Below are 20,485 nucleotides of genomic sequence, written 5' to 3' on the forward strand. Positions count from 1 at the left end.
CGGAGGAGCCTACTGGGAGGCCAGGCCCCAGGGCTTCGGGTACTCGGCACCGCAGCCGGCGCAGTGCGCGGTCAGGTCGAGGTAGCCGACGAGGGTGGCCATCTCGTCGCGGGGCAGGGCGAGCTGGCGCTGGCCGTCGATCTCGGTGTACAGGCCCTGCCACTCGGGGTCGCAGGAGCACTGCGTGACGCCCTTGGCCCTGCCCCACCGAAACATGTTCCGCAACATGCCCGCAAGTTTGCCAGAGCAGCGGGAAACGACCGCCCGGCCGGAGTCACCTGCAGGTCGAGTCGCTGGTCAGCGCGACGAACGACTGGCTCACCCAGCGCCGGTCGCTCAGCATCCGGTAGCCGTTCTCGACACGGCCCTGCGCGTCGGTCACCGCGTCGCGCGGCATGGTCGAGACGATCGGCTGCATGTCACCGGGCCCCGACCGGACGTTGAGGATGTCCGCGGTCACCGTGATCTTGCAGATCTCCGACCCCTTGTCACTGCCCATCGGTTTGCCGCCGTTCACCGCGTACATGACGCCGGCGACCCCCAGCACACCAATGACGATCATTCCCCGAACCGGAACACCCAGCATCGCGACGCCTCCGCCCAACACAAGCCCTGGAACAGCAGATATAGCGGCTGGAGGACCTGTGTGGACGGCGCGGCGCGGCAACCACCCGCAAGAGGAACCGACCGGGTGACGCACAAAGCGAAAGGCCACCCCGGTGTGACCGGGGTGGCCTTCTCACGTGCTCGAATCAGGCGACCGTCAGAACGACGCCATCTTCTTCTTGAGGTTCTCGTCGAGCGCGCCGAGGAAGTCCTCGGTCGTCAGCCACGCCTGGTCCTTGCTGATCAGCAGGGCCAGGTCCTTGGTCATCTGACCGGCCTCGACGGTCTCGATCACGACCTCCTCGAGCGCCTCGGCGAAGCGGATCACCTCGGGGGTGTTGTCCAGCTTGCCGCGGTGCATGAGGCCACGGGTCCACGCGTAGATCGACGCGATGGGGTTCGTGGAGGTCGGCTTGCCGGCCTGGTGCTGGCGGAAGTGACGCGTCACGGTGCCGTGCGCGGCCTCGGCCTCGACCGTCTTGCCGTCCGGCGTCATCAGGACCGACGTCATGAGGCCGAGCGAGCCGAAGCCCTGCGCGACCGTGTCGGACTGGACGTCACCGTCGTAGTTCTTGCACGCCCAGACGTAGCCGCCCTCCCACTTCATGGCCGCTGCGACCATGTCGTCGATGAGGCGGTGCTCGTAGGTGAGGCCCTTGGCGTCGAACTCCGCCTTGAACTCCTCGTTGAACACGCGCTCGAAGATGTCCTTGAAGGCGCCGTCGTAGGCCTTCAGGATCGTGTTCTTCGTCGACATGTAGACGGGGTAGCCCCGCTGCAGGCCGTAGGAGAACGAGGCGCGGGCGAAGTCCTCGATGGACTTGTTGTAGTTGTACATGCCCATCGCCACACCGCCCTCCGCCGGGAACTCGGTGACGACGTGCTCGATCGGGTCCGAGCCGTCCTCCGGCTGGAACTTGATCGTGAGCTTGCCGGCGCCGGGCACCTTGAAGTTGGTGGCCTTGTACTGGTCACCGTGGGCGTGACGGCCGATGATGATCGGCTTCGTCCAGCCGGGGACCAGCCGCGGGACGTTCGAGATGATGATCGGCTCGCGGAAGACGACACCGCCGAGGATGTTGCGGATCGTGCCGTTGGGCGAGACCCACATCTTCTTGAGGCCGAACTCCTCGACGCGCGCCTCGTCCGGCGTGATCGTGGCGCACTTGACGCCGACGCCGTGCTTCTTGATGGCGTTCGCGGCGTCGATCGTGACCTGGTCGTCGGTGGCGTCCCGGTGCTCGATGCCCAGGTCGTAGTACTCCAGAGTGACGTCCAGGTACGGGTGGATCAGCTTGTCCTTGATGAACTGCCAGATGATCCGGGTCATCTCGTCGCCGTCGAGTTCGACGACGGTGCCCTGAACCTTGATCTTGCCCATAATCCTGGGCGCTCCTCTCGCGACGATGCAAGCAGGACAAGCGTACTGGTAAACCGCCGTCCTGTGCCTGCGACCCTGGTTACATCGATTCAACTGGCGCCCAGCACTGCGCCATTGGTGTGAACCGTAGTCCTCTCGCGCACTGGTCACCACGAGAGAGGGCCCCACCAGGCAGGAGTCGATCTTCTTCGCCGTTGAACGAGTTTGGCCCCGGCAGCGTTCAAGCCACGACTACTGTCAGCACGGTCGGGTGATCACTAGAAGGGGCGTAAGTGTCAACTGGGCCAACACATGCGATGAGCGGGCTGCTCGCCTGGAGCGCCGTCACCGCGATCGCGTCGACGCACCCGATCGGCCAGCTTTCGCCGCAGAGCTGGGCCGTGGGCGCGGTTCTCGCCACTGGCGCGGCACTTCTGCCCGACCTGGACCACCCCGGATCGACCATCTCGCGCACGTTCGGAGCGTTGAGCAGCGGGTTGTCCGCGGGCATCAACGCGTTGAGCAGCTTCGTGTACCGGACGACGCGGCTGAAGAGAGATTCCAAGCGCGACGGCGGACATCGCGGTCTCACGCACACGCTCGTCTTCGCGTTGTTCGCCGCCGTCTTCACCGCCGCGGTCATCCAGAACAGCCAGAAGTGGGCGCTGCCCGTGCTGATGTTCGTGTTCGCCGGACTGGCGGTGCGCGGCATCATGAACGACTGGTGCCCCAAGCAGGACGCGTTGCTGATCACCGTGGTGTCGGCGGGGATCACGTGGGCGATGATCGCCTGGACCTCGCAGACGGACGCGTCGGCTGCGGCGTGCGGGATCGCGGTCGGCATCGGGTGCTTCGCGCACTACATCGGCGACGCGATCACCGAACAGGGCTGCCCGATCCTGTGGCCGATCCCGATCATGGGCAAGACGTGGTTCCCGGTCGCGCCGCCGAAGATCATGCGGATGAAGACCGGTGGCGTCGTCGAGATGGCGATCGTCGGGCCGATCGTGACGATCCTGTCGATCTGGCTGGGGCTCGCGGCGTTGCAGGGGACGGGCGCGCTGCCGTTCCTGGACTGGGTGGACCTGCTTCCGCTGTGACACTCCCGCTTGGAGTTCATCCAGCGTCCACCTGCGGCTCACCCATTCGCTCTAGCCTCCACGCACCCCGGCCCGTCGCGTGGAGGTTCAGCCATGTCCGAAGTAGCCCGCAGACGCTTCCTGCAGGGAGCCGGCGTGCTCGGTGTGGCAGGTGCGCTGGGCACCGGGAGCGCTTCGGCGACGTCGCGCTACCAGTGGCTTTCCGGCGATCACCACACGCACACGCAGTACTCGTACGACGGCATGTACAGCGTCGAGCAGCAGATCCGCAGTGCGTTGCGGCACGGCACGGACTGGCTCGTGATCACCGACCACGGCCACGCGTCGCACGAGGCGCACTCCGTCGAGGCGACGGCGGCGGATCTTCAGCGCGCCAGGCGGAAGTTCCCGCAACTGCTGCTGTGGCACGGGATGGAGTGGAACGTCCCCGGTGCCGAGCACGCGACGCTGTTCTTCGAGGACTGCCGGGACGAGGCCGGGGTGCTGCGCGACTTCGAGCGGCAGTTCGACTGGCGGCTGAACGGTCAGGAAGCCTCGACCCCGGCGAACGAGAAGAAGGCGCTCGACGCGGTCCGGTGGCTCCAGACCAAGATCCGCAACGGCACGATGAAGTCCGCGCTGGTGTTCGTGAACCACCCGATGCGCAACGGCCGCGTGGCGCCTCACGAACTCCGCGCGATGCGTGACCTGGCCCCCGACATCGTTGTCGGCATGGAGGGCGCGCCCGGAGCGCAGGGCGACGGCGACCCGTTGCGCGGTCCCGGTGGCCATCGCGGCGGCTACTCGAACAGCCCCGGCTCGAACTCCTACGCGCCCTACCCGCCCGAGGCCTACAAGACCTACGGCGGCTTCGACTGGATGACGGCGAAGGTCGGCGGTGTCTGGGACTCGCTGCTCGCCGAGGGCCTCGGCTGGTGGATCACGTCGAACTCCGACTCGCACTTCAACTCGCGCGACACGATCGTCCGGGTGCCGGAACCCGGCGACCAGTTCGACCTGACCGGCAAGCACCTCGACGCGATCGAGGGCGGGGTGCCCCAGGTGCTGCCGCCCTACGTCGACTTCTTTCCCGGCGAGTTCTCCCGGACCGTCGTCGGCGCCACCCGGCGGACGCGCGGCGCCGTGATGGAGGGCTTGAGAGCCGGTCGAGCGTGGGTGTCGCACGGCGGGCTGGTCGATGATCTTCAATTCCACGTTTGCGCATCCGGCGGAACCGAGACGATGGGCGGCCGCCTGCGGGTGCGCCGCGGCTCTGACGTGAGCGTGCTGGTCAAGGCACGTCTGGCAACTCGCCCCAACAGCGCCGGTTTCGTGCCACGATTGAACCGTTTGGACCTCATCAAGGGCGCGGTAACCGGACGATCATCATCTGAAACGTTGGCCACGCCACATGTGAAGGTCGAGCGATCCTACGAGCCGCGCTGGCACTATGCGGTCTTCACGCACACGTTCCGCAACGTCAGAGAGCCTTTTTACCTCCGATTGCGCGGAACCGACGGCAACCGCGGCGCGTTCGAACCGCAGGCGGACACACCGGGAGCCGCGAACCCGTGGGAGGACCTGTGGTGCTACACCAACCCGATCTTCGTGGAGGTCAGGTGACCAGCACCTTCGTCGGCATCGACGCCGGCTATGAAAACCGCTGGGAAGCGGAGAAGATCGCATTGGAGCTGCACGACACAGTGCTGACCACGGCCCGAACGGTTGTGGTGCACGAGGTCGACAGCCACTACGCGATGTCCTTCCTCCTGCCGGTGCCCCCGTCCGACGCAGTGGTGAACTCACTGGTCGCGCAGGGTTTCGGCGTCTCTGTACGTGGTTCGTCATCAGCACGTCAGGTAGGCCCGGAGGCGCTTCGAGTAGGCGCCTCCGCTGCTGCTGAGGCCCACCAGTACCGCCGCGAGGGGCGCGCTCTGCGCTACCAAGGCCAACGGTCGTTGCGCGGCCGTCATGGTGTGTCGGACATCCTCGCGTTCACGGCCATAGAGGTCGTTTTACCGCGCGGTACCCACACCGTCGACACGCGCGGGAACCTGACGCCGTTCTTCCAGGACGGCAAGTTGGTGCTGGTCATCGACTAGGTTTCGGGGTGTGCGTGACATCGCTGTCTTCAGTGGTTCTGCCCATCCCTCACTCGCCGCGGAGATCTGTGGCCAACTCGGTGTCGAGCTCTCCCCCAGCCGCCTGACGCGGTTCGCCAACGACTGCCTGGAAGTGCAGTTGCAGGCGAACTGCCGGGAGCGGGACGTGTTCCTGATCCAGCCGCTGGTGCCTCCGGTGCAGGAACACCTCGTCGAACTCCTGCTGATGCTGGACGCTGCCCGTGGCGCCTCCGCCGCGCGCACGACCGTCGTTCTGCCGCACTACGCCTACGCACGTTCGGACAAGAAGGACGCGCCCCGGATCTCGATCGGCGGCCGTCTGGTCGCCGATCTGATGGTCGCCGCGGGCGCGTCCAGGGTGCTGGCAATGACGTTGCACTCACCGCAGGTGCACGGGTTCTTCTCGGTGCCCGTCGACCACCTGCACGCGCTGCGCGAACTGGCCGCGCACTTCTCCCAGTACGACCTGTCGAACACCGTCGTGGTGTCGCCGGACCTCGGCAACGCCAAGGAGGCCGCGCACTTCGCCCGGATCCTGGGCCTGCCGGTCGCCGCAGGCGCCAAGCAGCGCTTCGCCGACGACAAGGTGCAGATCCAGACCGTGATCGGCGAGGTCGCCGGACGCGACGTGATCGTGCTCGACGACGAGATCGCCAAGGGCTCGACCGTGGTCGAGCTGATCGACAAGCTGCGGGAGCGCGGCGCCGGGCCGATCCGGGTGGCCTGCACGCACGGGCTGTTCTCCGCGGGTGCGTTGGACCGGCTGCAGGCGTTCGAGGACGTGCTGGAGATCGTCGCCACGAACACCGTGCCGATCCCGGCGGAGAAGTCCGTGCCGAAGTTGAAGGTGTTGTCGATCGCGCCGGCGATGGCCGAGGCGATGCGGCGGATCAACGTCGGCGAGTCGGTGTCGACGCTGTTCGAGGCTCCCTGACCTACTTGAGGTGCGCGAGTGCCCTGATCAGCCGGTCCCCGACGTCGGCCGGTCCGGGCATCTTGCGCACCACGGCCCGTTGGTGCGCGAGGCCGTGCAGTCCCAGCCACAACGCCACCGCGTCGCCGTAGAGATCGTCGCTGCCGTGCGCGATCCCCTCCTCGACGCACGCGCCGAGCACTTCGACGAGCAGCGTGAACGCCTTCACGCCGAGTGAGTCGAGGTCGGCGTCGGTGATCGAGGTGTCCTCGACCGACGGCGTCCACAGGCCGCCGAACATGATCCGGTAGCGCTGCGGGTGCACCTGCGCGAAGTCCAGGTAGGCGTTGCACACCGCGAAGAGCCGCGAGCGCCCGTCCCGGTCCGCCTGGTCGTCGGCCTCGCGCAGGGTGGCGGCGAGCGCGTCCATCTCCTGCTGCACCACGGCCAGCATGATCGACGGCTGGTCCGCGAAGTGCGGGTAGATCGACGGTGCCGCGATCCCCGCCTTGCGGGCGACCGAGCGCAACGTGACCGCGCGCTCGTCGCCGCCTTCGTCCAGCAGCGCGAGGGCCGCGGCGATGATCTCTTCGCGCAGCTTCCCGCCCTCGCCCCTGCGGTTGCGCCTGCGCGGTTCCGTGTTCGTCACGGCCGTAACCATACACCTGAAAGTTTATGGGTGTTAGGCCTTGCGCTTCTAGACTTACGGGCGTTAGTTTATGTCCGTAAGCACAGCCGAGACCGAGGAGCCACGATGAACGCCACGACCGCCACCACCCGCGCCACCGAGATCGTTCTGCCCGGCGTGGTCGAGCCTGACGGCCTGCACGTCCGGGTCCGCGACCTGCCCGCGCCGGGTCAGGGCCAGGTCGTCCTGCGGATGGACGCGACCGGCGTCTCGTTCGCCGAGCAGCAGATGCGCCTGGGCAAGTACTACGACCAGCCCGCGTTCCCGTTCGTGCCCGGTTACGACGTGGTCGGCACGGTCGTCGCCGCAGGTCCCGACGTCGACCGCGACCTGCGGGGGCACAGGTTCGCCGTGGTCACCAAGGTCGGCGGGTGGGCAAGTCACCTGATCGTCGAGGCCGCCGACCTGGTGCCGGTGCCCGACGGCGTGGACGCGGCCGACGCCGAGACCGTCGTGGTCAACGGCGTCACGGCCTGGCAGATGATGTACCGCACCGCGAAGGTCAAGCGGGGTGACACGATCGTCGTGCTGGGCGCGAACGGCGGCGTCGGCTCGACGTTGGTGCAGCTCGCCCGCCACGCCGGCATCAGGGTGATCGGCACGGCTTCCGCCCGCCACCACGACGCGGTCCGCGAGCTCGGCGCGATCCCCGTCGACTACCGCGACCCGAACATGTACGACCGGATCCGCGAGATCGCGCCGGACGGTGTCGACGCGGTGTTCGACCACGTCGGCGGTCCCGCGCTGCACGACTCCTGGCGGCTGCTGCGCCGCGGTGGCGCTCTGGTCAACTACGGCTCGGCCGCGACGAAGGACGAGCCGGGCAGCGGGACGGCGGCGGTGCTCAAGCTCTTCGGACAGCTGATGGTGTGGAACGTGCTCCCCAACGGCAAGCGCGCGGGCTTCTACAACTTCTGGGCGGGCAAGCGCTTCCGCCTCGCCGCGTTCCGCGCCCGCCTCCGCGAGGACCTCACGCAGGTGCTCAGCCTGGTCGAGGCGGGGGTGCTGACGCCGCAGGTCGCCGCGCGCATCCCGTTGTCGGAGGCGGCCGCCGCGCTGGCGCTGGCCGAGTCGCGCACGGTGCTGGGCAAGGTCGTCATCGTCCCGGAGCCGTGAGCGGGCAGGGCCGCCGCCAGTCGATCGTGGCGGCGGCGACCGCCCTGGTCGACCGGGACGACGCCGTGACGCTGCGGGCGGTGTCCCGTCAGGCGGACGTCCCCACCTCCGCGATCTACCAGCAGTTCCCCGATGTGCCGACGATCTTGCTGGCCGTGTGTCACGAGGCCTTCCGCGAGCTGGAAGCCGTCGTTCTCGCCGCACCCGACGCCTACGCGGCAGGCCTCGCCTACCTGGACTTCGCCGTCCTGCACCCCCGCCGCTACCGCGTGATGTTCGGTGCGGCCGACCTCTCCGAGCCGGCGCTGCGGCTGTTCACCCGAGTCCTCGCCGACTCCGACCGCGCCATGACGTTCTGGCTGGGCCTGCACGGCCTCGCCGACCAGCGCGCCTCGATCCGCCGCTCGCCTCAGTTCCTCGTCATCGCACCGCGCCTGATCAGGTCACTCGTCTGATCCGACTTTCCGGGAGTCCCCACCATGAACGCCACCGCACTTCGCGTCACCACCGTCGCGTCCACCGAGGTCGACAACCGCGCCGCCTACCTGGGTTTCGCGTTCGCCTACGTCTTCGGCCACGGCGCCGCGATGCTCTCGAAGTCCGGCGCGGTCCTGATGCCCTCGTGGCTGCCCATCGGGCTGCTCGCCACGGGCCTGCTCGCCGGCTCGGTCTTCGCCATGACCGCGTCGCTGCGTGCTCAGCGAGCAGCTTCAGAAGCGCGGCGACGAGCCGAGAAACTGGTCGGCATGGCCTGGATGACCGGTTTCACGGCGCTGGCGTTAGCGGTCACCGGCCTGAGCACGGTGTTCGACGAGCCAGAGCTGCAGACCGTGCTCTGGCCCGCCGGCTCGACCATCGTCGTCGGCCTGATCTACATCGCCGAAGGCGCCCTCCGCGGCAACGCCCTGCACTACAACCTGGGCACCTGGCTCATGCTGGTCGCCGCCGCGACGCTGTTCGTCCCGGGAGCCGGTTTCTTCGGCACGCTGGCCGTGCTGGGCGGCGGCGCCTACCTGCTGGCGGCGTTCCTGGAGCGTCGTCGCCTTGCCGCGTAAGGCTTTTACAGCTGCACTCGCACCGTGACACGACCTTTGTCGTCACGGTGCGATGTCGCGTGTCCGGTCTTCTCCGTGCCATCGAGTTCGAGCGTCAACGGACCGCCATCGCCGTCGAAGTTGCGCCACCACACCTTCGCGTCCGGCATCATCACGCGGATCTCGACGACATCGCCTTTGCGTTGGTAGCCAACAGGTGTGCTGATCGTCCGGCCGGATCGCCTGCCCGTGTAGGTCACGACCGTGAGCCCCTTGCGCACGATCTTGCCGACGAGCGGAGCGTGCCGCAGTCCGACGATCCACTTGTTGACCGTGCGCACCATCGGTCCCTGAACTCTCATGTCTTCCAACGTAGCCTGCTAAGTGGAGACCCCCGTCCACTTGAGGCGAAGTGAGAAGAATTGACTTCTCCCTGCCCTGAAGGACAGGGATTCCCACCCGCTGTGCGGCGGGTAGCGCTTACGCGCTGTGCCTCGCGGCGCGGGGTTCCTGTTTCACTGCCGATCGCGGAAGGGAGGACCCTTGCCGGCTGACATCAGCTCCGCAGGCATCACCCGAATCGTTTCGGGTTACGGCTCGACCAGCCGCAAGGATGTTCTTCGCTGCGTTGAGGTCCCGGTCGTGCCGGGTGCGGCAGCCCGGACACGTCCAGTGCCGGGCGGACAGAGCAAGCTCGGCGAGCACGTGCCCGCAGACCGAACACGTCTTGCTCGAGGGAAACCAGCGGTCGATCACGACCAGCGTGCGGCCGGCCCGGTCGCACTTGTACTCCAGCTGCCTGCGCAACTCACCCCAGCCCGCGTCGGAGATGGCGCGGGAGAGGTGGCGGTTACGCACCATGGTCCTGACCGACAGGTCCTCGATCGCGATCACGTCAGCCGAGCGCACCAGAGCAGTGGTGGTGCGGTGCAGAAAGTCCTGCCGGGCCGTTCGGACCTTGCGATGCGCGCGGGCGACCTTGGCCCTGGCCTTGCGGCGGTTGCCGCTGCCGCGCTGGCAGCGGGACATCCGTCGTTGGTAGCGAGCCAGGTTGCGGGCCTTGCGGGCCAGGTGCCGCGGGTTCGCGATCCGCTCACCGTCACTGGTCACCACGAGGTCTGTGAGACCGAGGTCGACGCCGATCGCGTGCCCGGCGGGCTCGGCCTGGGCGGGCTCGGCAGTGTCCACGGCGAACGTCACGTACCAGCGGCCGTCCGGCTCGCGCGACACCACCACCATCGTCGGGTCCAGCGCGGCCAGGTCCACGTCGCCGAAGGACCAGACGAACCGCAGCGGTGCGCTGGTCTTGGCCAGCATCAACACACCCTCGCGCATCCGGAACGCCGAGCGCGTGTAGTGCGCGCTCTGCCGCCCGGCACGGGACTTGAACCTGGGAAAGCGAGCCCGCCCGGCGAAGAAGTTGCCGAACGCGGTGTGCTGATGGCGCAGCGTCTGCTGCAACGGCACACACGACACCTCCGACAGAAACGCCAGTTCCCCGGTGCGTTTCCACCCGGTCAGCGCCGCATCGGTCTGCCGGTACGACGTGCGCACACCCTCGGCGCGGTAGCGGTGGTTCCGCTCGCTCAAGGTCTTGTTCCACACCAGACGCACACACCCGAACGTGCGGTTCAACACCGCAGCCTGCTCAGGGGCCGGGTAAGCCCGGCACCTGTACGCCGTTCGCACGAACCACAACCTACCGGGAGCACCATGACGACCACGACACCTGCTGGAGTCGTTCCGGAGCGGCACGGACGTGCTGCCGCCGCCCGTGCCGCTCAGCCTGGACCTCGTGCTCCGTTAGCCGGGGTGGGCGCCGACGGTGTCACGGATCATCGCGCCGAGGTCGGCGGAGCCCATCCGCGCGCAGTGGGCGCAGCAGAAGAACTTGCCCTCCACCTCCACACCGTGCCCGATCACGCGGCAGTCGCAGTGCTCGCAGCGCGGCGCCAGCCGTTGGATCGCGCACTCGAAGCTGTCGAACGTGTGCACGCCGCCGCCGACGGTGCGCACCTCGAAGGCCATCCAGTACTCGTTGCCACAGACGTCACAGGTCGCCATGCGCGGAAGACTGCGGCAGGTCAGCCGGGTCGGCAACTCGAACGTCGAGCCGCGCGACCAGCGTCTTCGGGGCAATCACCCGATAGGCGTCCTCGACGAGATCCGCGACGACGCCCCAGTCGACCGGCACGTCCAGGTACACGCCGAGCCAGCCGCGGTGGCCGACGTAGGGCGGGCGGAAGTAGTTCTCGGGGGCCTGGGCGACGAGGGTCTCCTGGACGCCGGGGCCTGCCGCGCACCAGAACGCGCTGCGGTCGTCGTGGTGGTGGTCGGCCGAGGTCACGAAGGTCTTCTTGCCGCGGACGAACCAGGTGGGTTCGCCGTGACTGAGGCGTTCGGTCACCTCTGGCAACGCGAGACAGAGGCGGCGCAGGCGTTCGAGCGCGTCCACCCGGGCATCCTGCGTCATCTCACCCGTCCACGCAGGTCAGTTCGGGGATTCAAGCTTTCGGCAACAACGCTGCAAGGCAGCGCCACCAGCATTCTCACGGCGACGGAACTCTCGTCGCGGGGGACGTCAACACTTCACGGGGGAGCTGTTCAATGGCGAAGAAGTTGCTGGCAGGCGCGGCCGCGGTTGTCGGCCTGTCCATCGCGATGCTCGGCGGTGTCACGGCGGCGAGCGCCGCACCGGCCGAGGCGCCGATCTCGGCCGCGGCCACGTGCAGCGGAGCCGGCTGCGACCACAAGGACCCCTACGACTACGGCTGCGGGGCGAGCAGGAGCAAGGCGGGCGAGAAGGCGACCGCCAGGGGCACGTTCATCCTCTACTACTCCAGCGCGTGCAGGACGAACTGGATCGAGGTGCCGAGCTACGCGGGTGGGCCGCCCAGCCTGGAACTGTCGGTGTGGGACGGCGGGCGGAACAAGATCGTCCGCTACGACGCCGCGCCGACCGCCGGCCGTCACTACGGCAACATGGTCTACTCGCCGGGGAGCAACTGCTCGATCGGATACGCGGACTGGGACGCCGACGTCGCGTGGGAAGTGATCATCAAGTCGAGCGGATGCTGATCTCGTAGAACCCGTGGCCGGGCACGGTGCCCGGCCACGGGTTCAGGCTCAGCCCGTGCCGGAGCGAATCGCGCTGATCAGCTCACCGTTGGCCGTGTCACCGGAGAGTTCCCAGAAGAACACGCCGCCCATGTTCTGGCCGCTCGCCCACGAGATCTTGCTGCGGACGGTGGCCGGGGTGTCGTAGCTCCACCACTGGCTACCGCACTTGGCGTACGCGGTGCCGGCGACGGTTCCGTTGGCGGGACAACGGGTCTTGAGCACCTTGTAGTCCTCGATGCCCGCCTCGTACGTGCCTGGAGCGGCGCCGGTCGCCGTGCCGCCGGGTGCCGCCTGGGTGACGCCGGTCCAGCCGCGGCCGTAGAAACCGAGGCCCAGCAACATCTTGCTCGCCGGAACGCCCTTGCTCTTGAGCTTCTGGATCGCCGCGTCGGTGTTGAAACCCGCCGTCGGGATGCCGGAGTACGACGTGAGCGGCGAGTGCGGAGCCGTCGGGCCCTGTGCCGCCCAGGCACCGAAGAAGTCGTACGTCATCGGGTTGTACCAGTCCACGTACTGCGCGGCGCCGGCGTAGTCGGCCTTGTCGATCTTGCCGCCGGTCGACGCGTCCGCGGTGATCGCGGCGGTCACGAGGTTGCCGCTGCCGAAGCGGCTCCTGACGGCCTGCATCAGCGTCTTGAACGAGTTGAAACCGCTGGTGTCACACGTGAGTCCGCACGCGTTGGGGTACTCCCAGTCGATGTCGATGCCGTCGAACACGTCCGCCCACCGCGGGTCCTCGACGAGCTTGTAGCAGGAGTCCGCGAACGCCGCCGCCGCGCTCGGGCTGCTCGCCGCCGCCGGGAAGCCGCCGGACCAGGTCCAGCCGCCGAAGGAGAACAGGACCTTGAGGCCGGGGTTGAGCTTCTTGAGCTTGCGCAGCTGGTTGAAGTTGCCGCGCAACGCACCCGCGTCCCACGTGTCCGCCTTACCGTCCACAGAGGACGCCGCGTCGTAGAACTTGTCGTAGTCCGCGTAGGTGTCGCCAAGCACGCAACGGCCGCCGCTCACGTTGCCGAACGCGTAGTTGATGTGCGTGAGCTTGCTGTCCGAGCCGGACGAGCGGATGTTCTTCACGTGGTAATTGCGCTGGTAGACGCCCCACTGCACGAAGTAGCCGACGACGCGTTTCGCGATCGCCTGCGCGCCGATCTCCTGCTGTGGCGCGGCTTGCGCCGGGGGTGCCGCGAGGCTCGCTGCCGTCAAGAGGGCTGTCGCCGCCGCGATGATTCTGCGCCTGAACATAGCGGTCTCCTCGATGGGTGACTGCGCGGCGGCGCTGCTCTCAAGCTAGGTGGACTAGACCACTGCCGTCAACAGCTGAACCGGCGACACGACAGAGCCGTACGAGGAAGAGGAAAGGCGGGAGCCAGTGAACGTTCCGAGCGGGACCGGCCGGATTCGAACCGGCGTTCTCCCTCCGTTCCGGAGGGCGCGTCAACCACTGCGCTACAGGCCCCTTCGCCACCGCTCCCTTCACACTAGTCGGCGATTGGCGGGCCGTATGCCCTGCGAAAGTGTTGGACCCAATAAGGTTCACGGACCAACCCCGAACTGGACGGTGTCGTGCCCGGGATCGACTACTACGAGTTGCTCGGTGTCAACCGGGGCGCCAGTGCCTCGGAGATCAAGTCGGCCTACCGCTCTCTCGCCAAGGTCATGCACCCCGACGCGGGTGGGACGTCTGGCGGCTTCCGGCTGCTCCAGGAGGCCTACGAGACGCTGAAGGACCCGGTCCGGCGCGCCGACTACGACCGACCGGCCAGGCCGGCGCCCACGGTCGTCCGCCCGCCGACACGCCCGCGACCTCGCCGAACAGGCCACACAGGTCGTCTGCGCGACTTCGGCGACGACCCGAACTACGCGGCGCCACGCCCCCGCGTGGACCTCGGCTCGATGGAGTGGTGGCACCGCATCGACCTCGGCGCGCGCGTCCGCTACGTCCCCGCGACCGGCCTCGGCCACGCCCCCGCGGCGGCCGCGATCGGTGGGTGGTTCGTCCTGCTCCTCCCGTTGGCGATGCCGCTGTCCCCGCTGCTCCTGGCCGTCTGGCTGCCGCTCGTGGCAGGCGCCGGTTACGGGGCGTTCCGACTGGTGCGCCGCTACATGACGGTCGCGCGGGCCGAACGGGCGTTCGCCGGCGAGTACGACGGCAACACCATTTTCGGCCGTCCGGGTGAAAACAGACGCGAACGGCTGACCGCCGGACTGCTCACGGAGTACATGACGCAGCTACCGGGCGTGCGCATCTTCCACGGCCTCGCCTGGCCGGGCTCGGTCTTCACCGACATCGACCACGCCCTGCTCTGCGGCCGCCGCCTGGTCCTGATCGAGTCGAAGTCGTGGCTGCCCGGCCACTACTACTGCGACGAGGACGGCGAACTCTGGCGCAACGGCCACCCGTTCCGCGGCGGCGGCTCCCAACTGCTCGACGGCGTGGAGCGCTTCGCCGAACTCCTGCCGTGGCTGGAGATCCGCGGCGCCCTGATCGTCTACCCGAGCCGCGCCGGCGAGGTCACCTGCGACGACGACCTCGACTTCGAGGTGCCGCCGATGACCCCGGAGCAGTTCGTCAGCGAGATCGGCGACTGGCTGGCCGACGACCCGGCCACCGTCGACCGCGAGGCCCTGCGCGCCCTGGTGCGCCAGGTGATCTCCGAAGTCCGCGTGGCCGGCGCCTGACCGCACCCGGACGACCGACCGGCGTGAGGCCGAACGGAGCAGTTCGTGTCAGGATTGCCGCCATGACCCGCACGTTGTGCCTCGCGCAGAACCCGGACGCGGACGCACTCCTCGCGTCGGACATGTTCGCCCTGCTCACAGGAATGTTGCTGGACCAACACACTGTCTGATGTACGGCTAGCTCATCGAGCCGCCAGACCGGGTGTGACGAGCGACTTCGAGGGCCTGAACCTCGCAGGTCGCGTTTGCCTGCCGCTCAAGCTTGGGCCTGGGCTGCCCGCCCTCAGCCTCCGCAGTCTTCGCCGTCCGGCTTCGTCACAGGCGCCAGGCCCAAGTGGATCACGACGCTTCCGAAGATTCGAAGCGTCGTGATCGTTTTCGGGCGGTCAATAAATTTCCCGCAGAGACGAGTTCGACCTACAGCAGCTCGAGTTCGAACTCGGCGACTAGCCGACCAACTTTCGCAGCGGGCGTGTCGCGATCGACAGCAGCATCGACGATCAGCCTGATCGAATTCCAGGCGATATGGCCCACTGCAACCTTCGAGTGAACGCCTGACCCCGAGGTAACTCCTTGTGTCCAAGCTCCGATGAGCCTCACACGAGTCAGAGAATTCAGGAGTACAGGGGTGAGGAACTATGCACGCGTCCATCAGAACCGCTTGGATCCTGACCAACTGCACCCTGTTCCTATTCTTCTGCACCAAACTGAGCTCGCCCCGACTTCTGCTGGCGAACTGGGCTGAGAACGCATGGATTCTGGCCGCCTGCGCCGCCAGCTGGTCCGTGTATTCCTGGTTCTACCACCTGCGCCGAATTCACCAAAAGAGACCGAAGTTCCCTCGGCATCTAGTACCTGCGGACCGTGCTCTCGAACTGCAGATGCTGGCGGGTCGACGACGAATAATAACTCTGTTTCAGGCCAAGGTGTTCGCTCTCGCCGTGATTGAGCCGGCTCAGATCAGGCAGCGAGTAGTAGAGGACTACATCCCGGAACGACGGTGCATCAAGCAGTCCGTCACCGTCGACGTGCAGATTCCCTACCGGCTCCGCCCACCGAACGGCACAGAGGAGACAACCACCCTGTTGTTGCCGGCGCTCGTGCCTTCAAAGGGCGAATTGCACGACGACCTCAAGATCTTCGACATGTCCGGCGAAGCGATCAACTCGTACTCGTACCGGCAACAGCTCGTGCTGCTCGCAAGCGTGTTGCGCCTTCTACTGGTCTCCGCGTGCGGCGTAGACAGGCTCCCCGAGCACGTCGCCGATCTTGAACTCCTGGCCCTGGAAGCGATGATGCAGCGGCGCCTCGACCCGACCGACCCCGTCGACACGAGCACCGCAGACAAGATCGCCGCGTTGGACGTGCCGAACAAGCATGTCCTCAAGATTGCAGCTGAGCTGGTGCGGAAGCTCATCGCGAACTACGCAATCGTGATCGCCACACCGATGAGACCCGACCGACGCTTGCAGTACCGACACGAACAGATCCTGATCCCAGAACTCAAGTTGACCAAGGAAGGCTCGCGACGGCGCTGGTCGGCGACCTCAGCGGCGCGCCTCTGCCTGGGCGCCCGCCCGGTGGACCTCAACATCGACATCACCAACGCAAGTAGCTGCCAGAGCTACCACCTGCACGTGCACGGACCAGAAGGCCTCTATCTGGCGCGTCAGGAAGCAAACGGCATGGGCACAATGCTTCAGCGACTAGCAGCTAACGCACCAACCAAGCCGCACTGTCGATTCCGGCGCAGACTTGGACAAGCTCACGCACATTTCTACTCCCGCTACATGCCTACGCCCAGACCACACGAACGTCCTTCGCTGAGGTTCAAGTACTTCGAAGTACCTCCTGGGTCAACGCTTCGCGCACTTGTCACAGCCGCAGCATCGGCTGCCATCATCCTTCTCGTAGGCTTTGTCAACTCACGTTTTCCTGACCCTGGCACAGATGCACCGGCATTCCTGCTCACTTTTCCGGCACTAGCTGCCACGTGGCTCGGTTTCGGCTCACCGACACAGAGGCTTCTTGAGGGAACAATGTCCGCACGGGTCTGCCTATTGGTGACCGCAGTCTTGTCCGTCACAAGCGCCGGCTTGTACATGGCGCACAAGACTGTACCCAACTATGACTGGGGAACTCTGCCGGACCAGCTCGTCTTCCTCGGCGTCACCGATCCAGGCTGGGCCATGGTGGGCGCACTGTCCGTAATCAACGCCGCGTTCATCAGCTTTAGATGTTTCACTCTGACGTGGGAATACACAACGCTAATGGCTCGCAAAGTCTGAATCAAGTCAAGATATTGCCCTACCTGATAACCTGCGGAGGTTGCGATGACAGCTTGGTTGGGAGCGACAATGCCAGGGTCGGTCGGAGATGATCAGAGCGAGACAGGCGGCTCAGCTCGGAGAGGAGAACAGCCACTCTTCTCACGCCTGTTCAAGTTCCGCACCAGCAACCCGTCCCACAACGACCAGCACGACGGTCATCTGACCCCCGGTTACTACACGCACACCAGCTATTGGCCAGTCACCACAGAAGATCATGAGATCCCGCTCGACGAGCTCTACGACGGCTTGAACAGCATGACGTCAAAACAATATGAGGCTGCGATGGCCAGCCTTGCGGCTCCCCCCGCCACCCCTGCACCAAGCGGACCGCGCCTCGCCGACCAACACAAGCTCGACACATAGACCGCGGCGTCGGCTTTCACAGCTCGACGAGGCACAACGCCGTACTGCATGCGAGCATTGCCGCCATGACCCGCACGTTGTGCCTCGCGCAGAACCCGGACGCGGACGCACTCCTCGCGTCGGACATGTTCGCCCTGCTAACCGGAATGTTGCTGGACCAGCAGATTCCGATGGAGAAGGCCTTCTCCGGCCCCAAGGTCCTCGCCGACCGCATGGGCGGCCTGGACGTGCACCGCATCGCCGAGGCCGACCCGGAGGCCTTCGCCACCGTCATGGCCACGCCGCCCGCCGTGCACCGGTTCCCCGGTTCCATGGCCAAGCGGGTGCAGGCGCTGTCGCAGTTCGTCGTCGAGACCTACGACGGTGACGTGACGCGGATCTGGGCCGACGGGGACGGGGCCGCGGTGTTCAAGCGGCTCAGGGCGTTGCCCGGGTTCGGGGATCAGAAGGCCAAGATCTTCCTGGCACTTTTGGGCAAACAGTTCGACGTCAGGCCCGCGGGGTGGCGTGAGGCCGCCGGGCACTACGGGGACGAAGGAAGCCGACGTAGCGTCGCTGACGTGCGCGATCAGAAGTCGTTGCTCGAGGTTCGCGACTTCAAGAAGGCCGCCAAGGCCGCCGCCAAGAAGTAGCACGGACTGTTCATCGTCTGGTGCACTGGACGTCCGCCGCCAGCCCGAACGAGGTGCGATCTTGCTGCCTCGTGAGAGAAGGGGCGGTTGCGTTGCGCATCAAGGCGATTGGCGTTTTCACGGTCGTGGCGCTCGGTCTGGGCACTGCGGCGGCTGACGCTGCCACCACGTGGCCCGGCGACTCGGCGACCAGGACGGCTGACGGCACGAACGTGTTCGGCAAGAACTTGAGCGGGTTGTCGTTCGAGAGTGCCGGCGTTGTGTGGGCGGTGAAGAACGGGCCTTCCACGCTCTACCGGCTCGTGCCGAGCGGCAGCACGTGGAAGGTCGACTCGAAGAGGTCGCTGAAGTTCAAGAACGGGAAGGGCGACCCGGACGCCGAGGGTGTGGTGAGCACGCCGGACGGGCTGTTCGTCGTCATCGAGCGGGACAACGACAACGGTGACGTCAGTTCGCCGATGGTGTTGAAGTTCGGCAGTGGTAGCAACGCGGCCGCTGAGTGGAAGCTGCCAGGGATGCCGTCGGTCGACCCCAACGACGGGCCCGAGGCGATCTCGTGGATTCCGGACTCGTTCCTGACCGCGCAGCAGTTCAAGGACGACACCGGCAAGCTCTACAACCCCGCCGACTACCCCGCGCACGGGACCGGGTTGTTCGCGGTCGGGCTGGAGGCCACGGGCGGGATCTTCCTGTACGCGCTGCAGGACGGCGGGGCGAAGCTGGTCTCGAAGTTCGCGAGCGGGCAGACGCAGGTGATGGACCTGGAGTGGGAGAACAACAGGCTCTGGGCCACCTGCGACAGCAACTGCAGCGGGCGGGCGACGACGCTCGCGATCAGTGACGGCAAGTTCAAGGTGACGGCGACGTACGACCGGCCGTCGAAGCTGCCGAACGTGAACCTCGAGGGCTTCGCGATCTCGCCGAACTGTGTGAGTGGCAAGAAGGTCGTGCTGTGGTCGGACGACGACAACACGAGCAGTCACGCGCTCAGGAGCGGTTCGCTGAACTGCACGGTCTAGAAGAGGATTGTCGGGGTGCGGAACTATGCTCCCGCGCGTGACCGCACCCCACATCCCCGGCCTGACCGACCTGAGACCGTTGGGCGCGGGCGGGTTCGCCACCGTCTACACCGCCCACCAGGCACAGCTCGGTCGTGACGTCGCCGTCAAGATCGACAACCGGGTGCTCGTCGACGAGCGCGACCGGAGGCGGTTCCTGCGCGAGGCACAGGCGGCGGCCAAGTTGTCTGGCCATCCGCACGTCGTCGGGGTGCACGACGCGAACATCACCGGCCAGGGCACGCCCTACATCGTGATGGAGCTGTGCACGGGCGGGTCGCTCGCCGACCAGCTGGATCGGCAGGGGCGGTTGCACCCCGACCAGGTGCGGGATCTCGGCATCAAGCTCGCCGACGCACTGGCCGCCGCGCATCAGGCCGGCGTGCTGCACCGGGACATCAAGCCCGGCAACATCCTCGTCGACCGCTACGGCACGCCGAAGCTGGCCGACTTCGGGCTCGCGGCGCTGCTCGACGCGCAGGGCGGCAGCACGGTCACGCGTGACGCCCTGAGTCCCAGCTATGCGCCGCCCGAGGCGTTCGCGATGGCCGAGCCGACGCCGCAGGCCGACGTGTACAGCCTCGCCGCGACGCTCTACACGTTGCTCGCGGGCAAGCCGCCGCGTCCGGTGCCGTGGCCGATCACGTCGTTCGACCAGCTCGGCGAGATCCTGCGCAGGCCCGTGCCCGCGGTGCCGGGGGTGCCGGCCGCGTTGCACGAGGCTCTGGCTAGGGCGTTGCACCCGGACGCGAACCTGCGCACGCCCGGTGCCGCGCAGCTGCGGGACGAGCTGGTCGACCCGATGCGGATGCCGACCGTGCCGGTTCCGCCACAGCCGAAGCGCAAGACGTGGCCGTTGGTCGCCGCCGCGGCCGGGCTGGTCGTCGCGATCGTGGCGGGCGTGCTCGTGTGGAACCTCTTCGACAAGGACAAGGCGACTGCCCAGGGGCCCGGACCGGCGACGACGCAGCAGGGCGGCGCCGAGGACGTTCCGCCGTTCCTCAAGAAATGCGGCGGCGGGTTCTGCGTCGACAAGTCGACCTGCTTCCGCGGCATCAACGACTTCGGGGGCCAGCCGGCCACGGCGCGAAAGGTCGGCAGCTGTGCGGACGAGCACTACTGGGAGGCCTTTGGAGGAGGCTGGCTCTCCGGTGAGATCCCAGCTGTCTCCTCAGAGGAGCTTCTGGGCTCCGCCGAGGTGAAGAACGTCTGCACGCCCGCCTTGATGAAGGCGAACACACGACCGAGCGTCGACACCACCGGTTGGAACATGGCCGCGGTCGGATACGCGGACGGCTCCCGCAACTACTTCCTGTGCCTCGGCTCGGAAGACGGTGCCGGCGAAGTCGTGACCAGCGCGTTCGGTAGCTGACTATGATTCCCC

The 20,485-nt window shown here is 67.0% G+C and carries 23 protein-coding genes and 1 tRNA gene; 14 read left to right on the top strand and 10 right to left on the bottom strand.

Going from position 1 to position 20,485, the window contains the following annotated elements; translation table 11 throughout:
• Positions 1–9: 9 nt before the first annotated feature.
• The 3 genes from ACIRG5_RS36630 to ACIRG5_RS36640 all read right to left on the bottom strand — a co-directional run bounded on the left by ACIRG5_RS36630 (position 10) and on the right by ACIRG5_RS36640 (position 1,987).
• On the bottom strand, positions 10–228 hold the full coding sequence (locus ACIRG5_RS36630; RefSeq protein ID WP_319975036.1) for a hypothetical protein: 219 nt from the start codon (positions 226–228) through the stop codon (positions 10–12).
• 46 nt (positions 229–274) lie between these two features.
• Entirely contained in the window at positions 275–562 is a 288-nt protein-coding gene (locus tag ACIRG5_RS36635) for an SH3 domain-containing protein (protein WP_402913647.1), read from the bottom strand.
• A gap of 201 nt (positions 563–763) precedes the next feature.
• Positions 764–1,987, bottom strand: a complete 1,224-nt coding sequence (locus ACIRG5_RS36640; RefSeq protein WP_402913649.1) for an NADP-dependent isocitrate dehydrogenase — start codon at positions 1,985–1,987, stop codon at positions 764–766.
• A gap of 272 nt (positions 1,988–2,259) precedes the next feature.
• Here ACIRG5_RS36640 and ACIRG5_RS36645 point away from each other — a divergent pair, with 272 nt between their 5' ends.
• From ACIRG5_RS36645 to ACIRG5_RS36660, 4 genes are all read left to right on the top strand, one after another.
• Positions 2,260–3,066, top strand: a complete 807-nt coding sequence (locus tag ACIRG5_RS36645; RefSeq protein WP_402913652.1) for a metal-dependent hydrolase — start codon at positions 2,260–2,262, stop codon at positions 3,064–3,066.
• A 93-nt stretch (positions 3,067–3,159) separates the two neighbouring features.
• Positions 3,160–4,668, top strand: coding sequence for a PHP domain-containing protein (locus tag ACIRG5_RS36650; protein WP_402913654.1), 1,509 nt, complete (start codon positions 3,160–3,162; stop codon positions 4,666–4,668).
• A complete protein-coding gene (locus ACIRG5_RS36655; RefSeq protein ID WP_402913657.1) occupies positions 4,665–5,147 on the top strand; it encodes a hypothetical protein in 483 nt (160 codons plus the stop codon). The genes ACIRG5_RS36650 and ACIRG5_RS36655 overlap by 4 nt, the downstream gene beginning before the upstream one ends.
• A 10-nt stretch (positions 5,148–5,157) precedes the next feature.
• Complete coding sequence (locus ACIRG5_RS36660; protein ID WP_402913660.1) at positions 5,158–6,102, top strand: ribose-phosphate diphosphokinase; 945 nt, start codon at positions 5,158–5,160, stop codon at positions 6,100–6,102.
• A gap of 1 nt (position 6,103) precedes the next feature.
• Here the strand turns inward: ACIRG5_RS36660 and ACIRG5_RS36665 are convergent, their stop codons facing one another.
• The gene (locus ACIRG5_RS36665; protein ID WP_402913662.1) at positions 6,104–6,730 is read right to left on the bottom strand and encodes a TetR/AcrR family transcriptional regulator; all 627 of its coding nucleotides are present in this window, start codon (positions 6,728–6,730) and stop codon (positions 6,104–6,106) included.
• Between the two features lie 105 nt (positions 6,731–6,835).
• Between ACIRG5_RS36665 and ACIRG5_RS36670 the strand changes: the two genes are divergently transcribed.
• Genes ACIRG5_RS36670 through ACIRG5_RS36680 form a run of 3 tightly spaced genes read left to right on the top strand, consistent with a single transcriptional unit; the run spans position 6,836 to position 8,940 of the window.
• Complete coding sequence (locus ACIRG5_RS36670) at positions 6,836–7,885, top strand: medium chain dehydrogenase/reductase family protein (protein WP_402913664.1); 1,050 nt, start codon at positions 6,836–6,838, stop codon at positions 7,883–7,885.
• A complete protein-coding gene (locus ACIRG5_RS36675; protein WP_402913667.1) occupies positions 7,882–8,340 on the top strand; it encodes a TetR/AcrR family transcriptional regulator in 459 nt (152 codons plus the stop codon). The genes ACIRG5_RS36670 and ACIRG5_RS36675 overlap by 4 nt, the downstream gene beginning before the upstream one ends.
• 24 nt (positions 8,341–8,364) lie before the next feature.
• Positions 8,365–8,940 (top strand): ABC transporter permease, encoded by a 576-nt coding sequence (locus ACIRG5_RS36680; RefSeq protein WP_402913670.1) that lies wholly within the window; start codon positions 8,365–8,367, stop codon positions 8,938–8,940.
• A gap of 5 nt (positions 8,941–8,945) precedes the next feature.
• Here ACIRG5_RS36680 and ACIRG5_RS36685 read toward each other — a convergent pair whose 3' ends face one another.
• The 4 genes from ACIRG5_RS36685 to ACIRG5_RS36700 all read right to left on the bottom strand — a co-directional run bounded on the left by ACIRG5_RS36685 (position 8,946) and on the right by ACIRG5_RS36700 (position 11,392).
• A complete protein-coding gene (locus ACIRG5_RS36685; RefSeq protein ID WP_402913980.1) occupies positions 8,946–9,263 on the bottom strand; it encodes a hypothetical protein in 318 nt (105 codons plus the stop codon).
• Between the two features lie 136 nt (positions 9,264–9,399).
• Positions 9,400–10,608, bottom strand: coding sequence for an RNA-guided endonuclease InsQ/TnpB family protein (locus tag ACIRG5_RS36690; RefSeq protein WP_402913673.1), 1,209 nt, complete (start codon positions 10,606–10,608; stop codon positions 9,400–9,402).
• A 114-nt stretch (positions 10,609–10,722) separates the two neighbouring features.
• Positions 10,723–10,983 (bottom strand): hypothetical protein, encoded by a 261-nt coding sequence (locus tag ACIRG5_RS36695; protein WP_030478439.1) that lies wholly within the window; start codon positions 10,981–10,983, stop codon positions 10,723–10,725.
• Entirely contained in the window at positions 10,970–11,392 is a 423-nt protein-coding gene (locus tag ACIRG5_RS36700) for an MmcQ/YjbR family DNA-binding protein (protein ID WP_402913676.1), read from the bottom strand. Before ACIRG5_RS36700 ends, ACIRG5_RS36695 begins: the two co-directional genes overlap by 14 nt.
• Before the next feature lie 134 nt (positions 11,393–11,526).
• Between ACIRG5_RS36700 and ACIRG5_RS36705 the strand changes: the two genes are divergently transcribed.
• Positions 11,527–11,997, top strand: a complete 471-nt coding sequence (locus ACIRG5_RS36705; protein WP_402913679.1) for a DUF2690 domain-containing protein — start codon at positions 11,527–11,529, stop codon at positions 11,995–11,997.
• A 48-nt stretch (positions 11,998–12,045) separates the two neighbouring features.
• On the opposite strand, the gene ACIRG5_RS36710 is transcribed toward ACIRG5_RS36705, so the two are convergent.
• Entirely contained in the window at positions 12,046–13,281 is a 1,236-nt protein-coding gene (locus ACIRG5_RS36710; RefSeq protein ID WP_402913682.1) for a glycoside hydrolase family 18 protein, read from the bottom strand.
• 141 nt (positions 13,282–13,422) lie between these two features.
• A tRNA-Ser gene (locus ACIRG5_RS36715) sits at positions 13,423–13,496 on the bottom strand.
• A gap of 106 nt (positions 13,497–13,602) precedes the next feature.
• On the opposite strand from ACIRG5_RS36715, the gene ACIRG5_RS36720 reads away from it, so the two are divergent.
• From ACIRG5_RS36720 to ACIRG5_RS36745, 6 genes are all read left to right on the top strand, one after another.
• Entirely contained in the window at positions 13,603–14,718 is a 1,116-nt protein-coding gene (locus ACIRG5_RS36720) for a DnaJ domain-containing protein (protein ID WP_402913684.1), read from the top strand.
• Positions 14,719–15,356: 638 nt separating this feature from the next.
• Positions 15,357–17,006, top strand: coding sequence for a hypothetical protein (locus ACIRG5_RS36725; RefSeq protein WP_402913686.1), 1,650 nt, complete (start codon positions 15,357–15,359; stop codon positions 17,004–17,006).
• Positions 17,007–17,051: 45 nt separating this feature from the next.
• Positions 17,052–17,411: a hypothetical protein gene (locus ACIRG5_RS36730; RefSeq protein WP_402913689.1), complete on the top strand. Its 360-nt coding sequence runs from the start codon at positions 17,052–17,054 to the stop codon at positions 17,409–17,411.
• Between the two features lie 65 nt (positions 17,412–17,476).
• Positions 17,477–18,043 (top strand): HhH-GPD-type base excision DNA repair protein, encoded by a 567-nt coding sequence (locus tag ACIRG5_RS36735; protein ID WP_402913692.1) that lies wholly within the window; start codon positions 17,477–17,479, stop codon positions 18,041–18,043.
• A gap of 71 nt (positions 18,044–18,114) precedes the next feature.
• The gene (locus ACIRG5_RS36740; protein WP_402913694.1) at positions 18,115–19,062 is read left to right on the top strand and encodes an esterase-like activity of phytase family protein; all 948 of its coding nucleotides are present in this window, start codon (positions 18,115–18,117) and stop codon (positions 19,060–19,062) included.
• A gap of 37 nt (positions 19,063–19,099) precedes the next feature.
• Positions 19,100–20,473, top strand: coding sequence for a serine/threonine-protein kinase (locus ACIRG5_RS36745; protein ID WP_402913697.1), 1,374 nt, complete (start codon positions 19,100–19,102; stop codon positions 20,471–20,473).
• Positions 20,474–20,485 lie beyond the last annotated feature (12 nt).

The sequence above is a fragment of the Lentzea sp. NPDC102401 genome (genome assembly GCF_044765805.1).
Lineage (GTDB): Bacteria > Actinomycetota > Actinomycetes > Mycobacteriales > Pseudonocardiaceae > Lentzea > Lentzea sokolovensis.

What these genes read in the sequence shown, in the direction of transcription:
- ACIRG5_RS36630 (WP_319975036.1), bottom strand. Translation starts at nt 228, where the DNA reads ATGTTGCGGAACATGTTTCGGTGGGGCAGGGCCAAGGGCGTCACGCAG.
- ACIRG5_RS36635 (WP_402913647.1), bottom strand. Translation starts at nt 562, where the DNA reads ATGATCGTCATTGGTGTGCTGGGGGTCGCCGGCGTCATGTACGCGGTG.
- ACIRG5_RS36640 (WP_402913649.1), bottom strand. Translation starts at nt 1,987, where the DNA reads ATGGGCAAGATCAAGGTTCAGGGCACCGTCGTCGAACTCGACGGCGAC.
- ACIRG5_RS36650 (WP_402913654.1), top strand. Translation starts at nt 3,160, where the DNA reads ATGTCCGAAGTAGCCCGCAGACGCTTCCTGCAGGGAGCCGGCGTGCTC.
- ACIRG5_RS36670 (WP_402913664.1), top strand. Translation starts at nt 6,836, where the DNA reads ATGAACGCCACGACCGCCACCACCCGCGCCACCGAGATCGTTCTGCCC.
- ACIRG5_RS36680 (WP_402913670.1), top strand. Translation starts at nt 8,365, where the DNA reads ATGAACGCCACCGCACTTCGCGTCACCACCGTCGCGTCCACCGAGGTC.
- ACIRG5_RS36685 (WP_402913980.1), bottom strand. Translation starts at nt 9,263, where the DNA reads ATGGTGCGCACGGTCAACAAGTGGATCGTCGGACTGCGGCACGCTCCG.
- ACIRG5_RS36695 (WP_030478439.1), bottom strand. Translation starts at nt 10,983, where the DNA reads ATGGCGACCTGTGACGTCTGTGGCAACGAGTACTGGATGGCCTTCGAG.
- ACIRG5_RS36700 (WP_402913676.1), bottom strand. Translation starts at nt 11,392, where the DNA reads ATGACGCAGGATGCCCGGGTGGACGCGCTCGAACGCCTGCGCCGCCTC.
- ACIRG5_RS36705 (WP_402913679.1), top strand. Translation starts at nt 11,527, where the DNA reads ATGGCGAAGAAGTTGCTGGCAGGCGCGGCCGCGGTTGTCGGCCTGTCC.
- ACIRG5_RS36710 (WP_402913682.1), bottom strand. Translation starts at nt 13,281, where the DNA reads ATGTTCAGGCGCAGAATCATCGCGGCGGCGACAGCCCTCTTGACGGCA.
- ACIRG5_RS36725 (WP_402913686.1), top strand. Translation starts at nt 15,357, where the DNA reads ATGCACGCGTCCATCAGAACCGCTTGGATCCTGACCAACTGCACCCTG.
- ACIRG5_RS36730 (WP_402913689.1), top strand. Translation starts at nt 17,052, where the DNA reads ATGACAGCTTGGTTGGGAGCGACAATGCCAGGGTCGGTCGGAGATGAT.
- ACIRG5_RS36735 (WP_402913692.1), top strand. Translation starts at nt 17,477, where the DNA reads ATGACCCGCACGTTGTGCCTCGCGCAGAACCCGGACGCGGACGCACTC.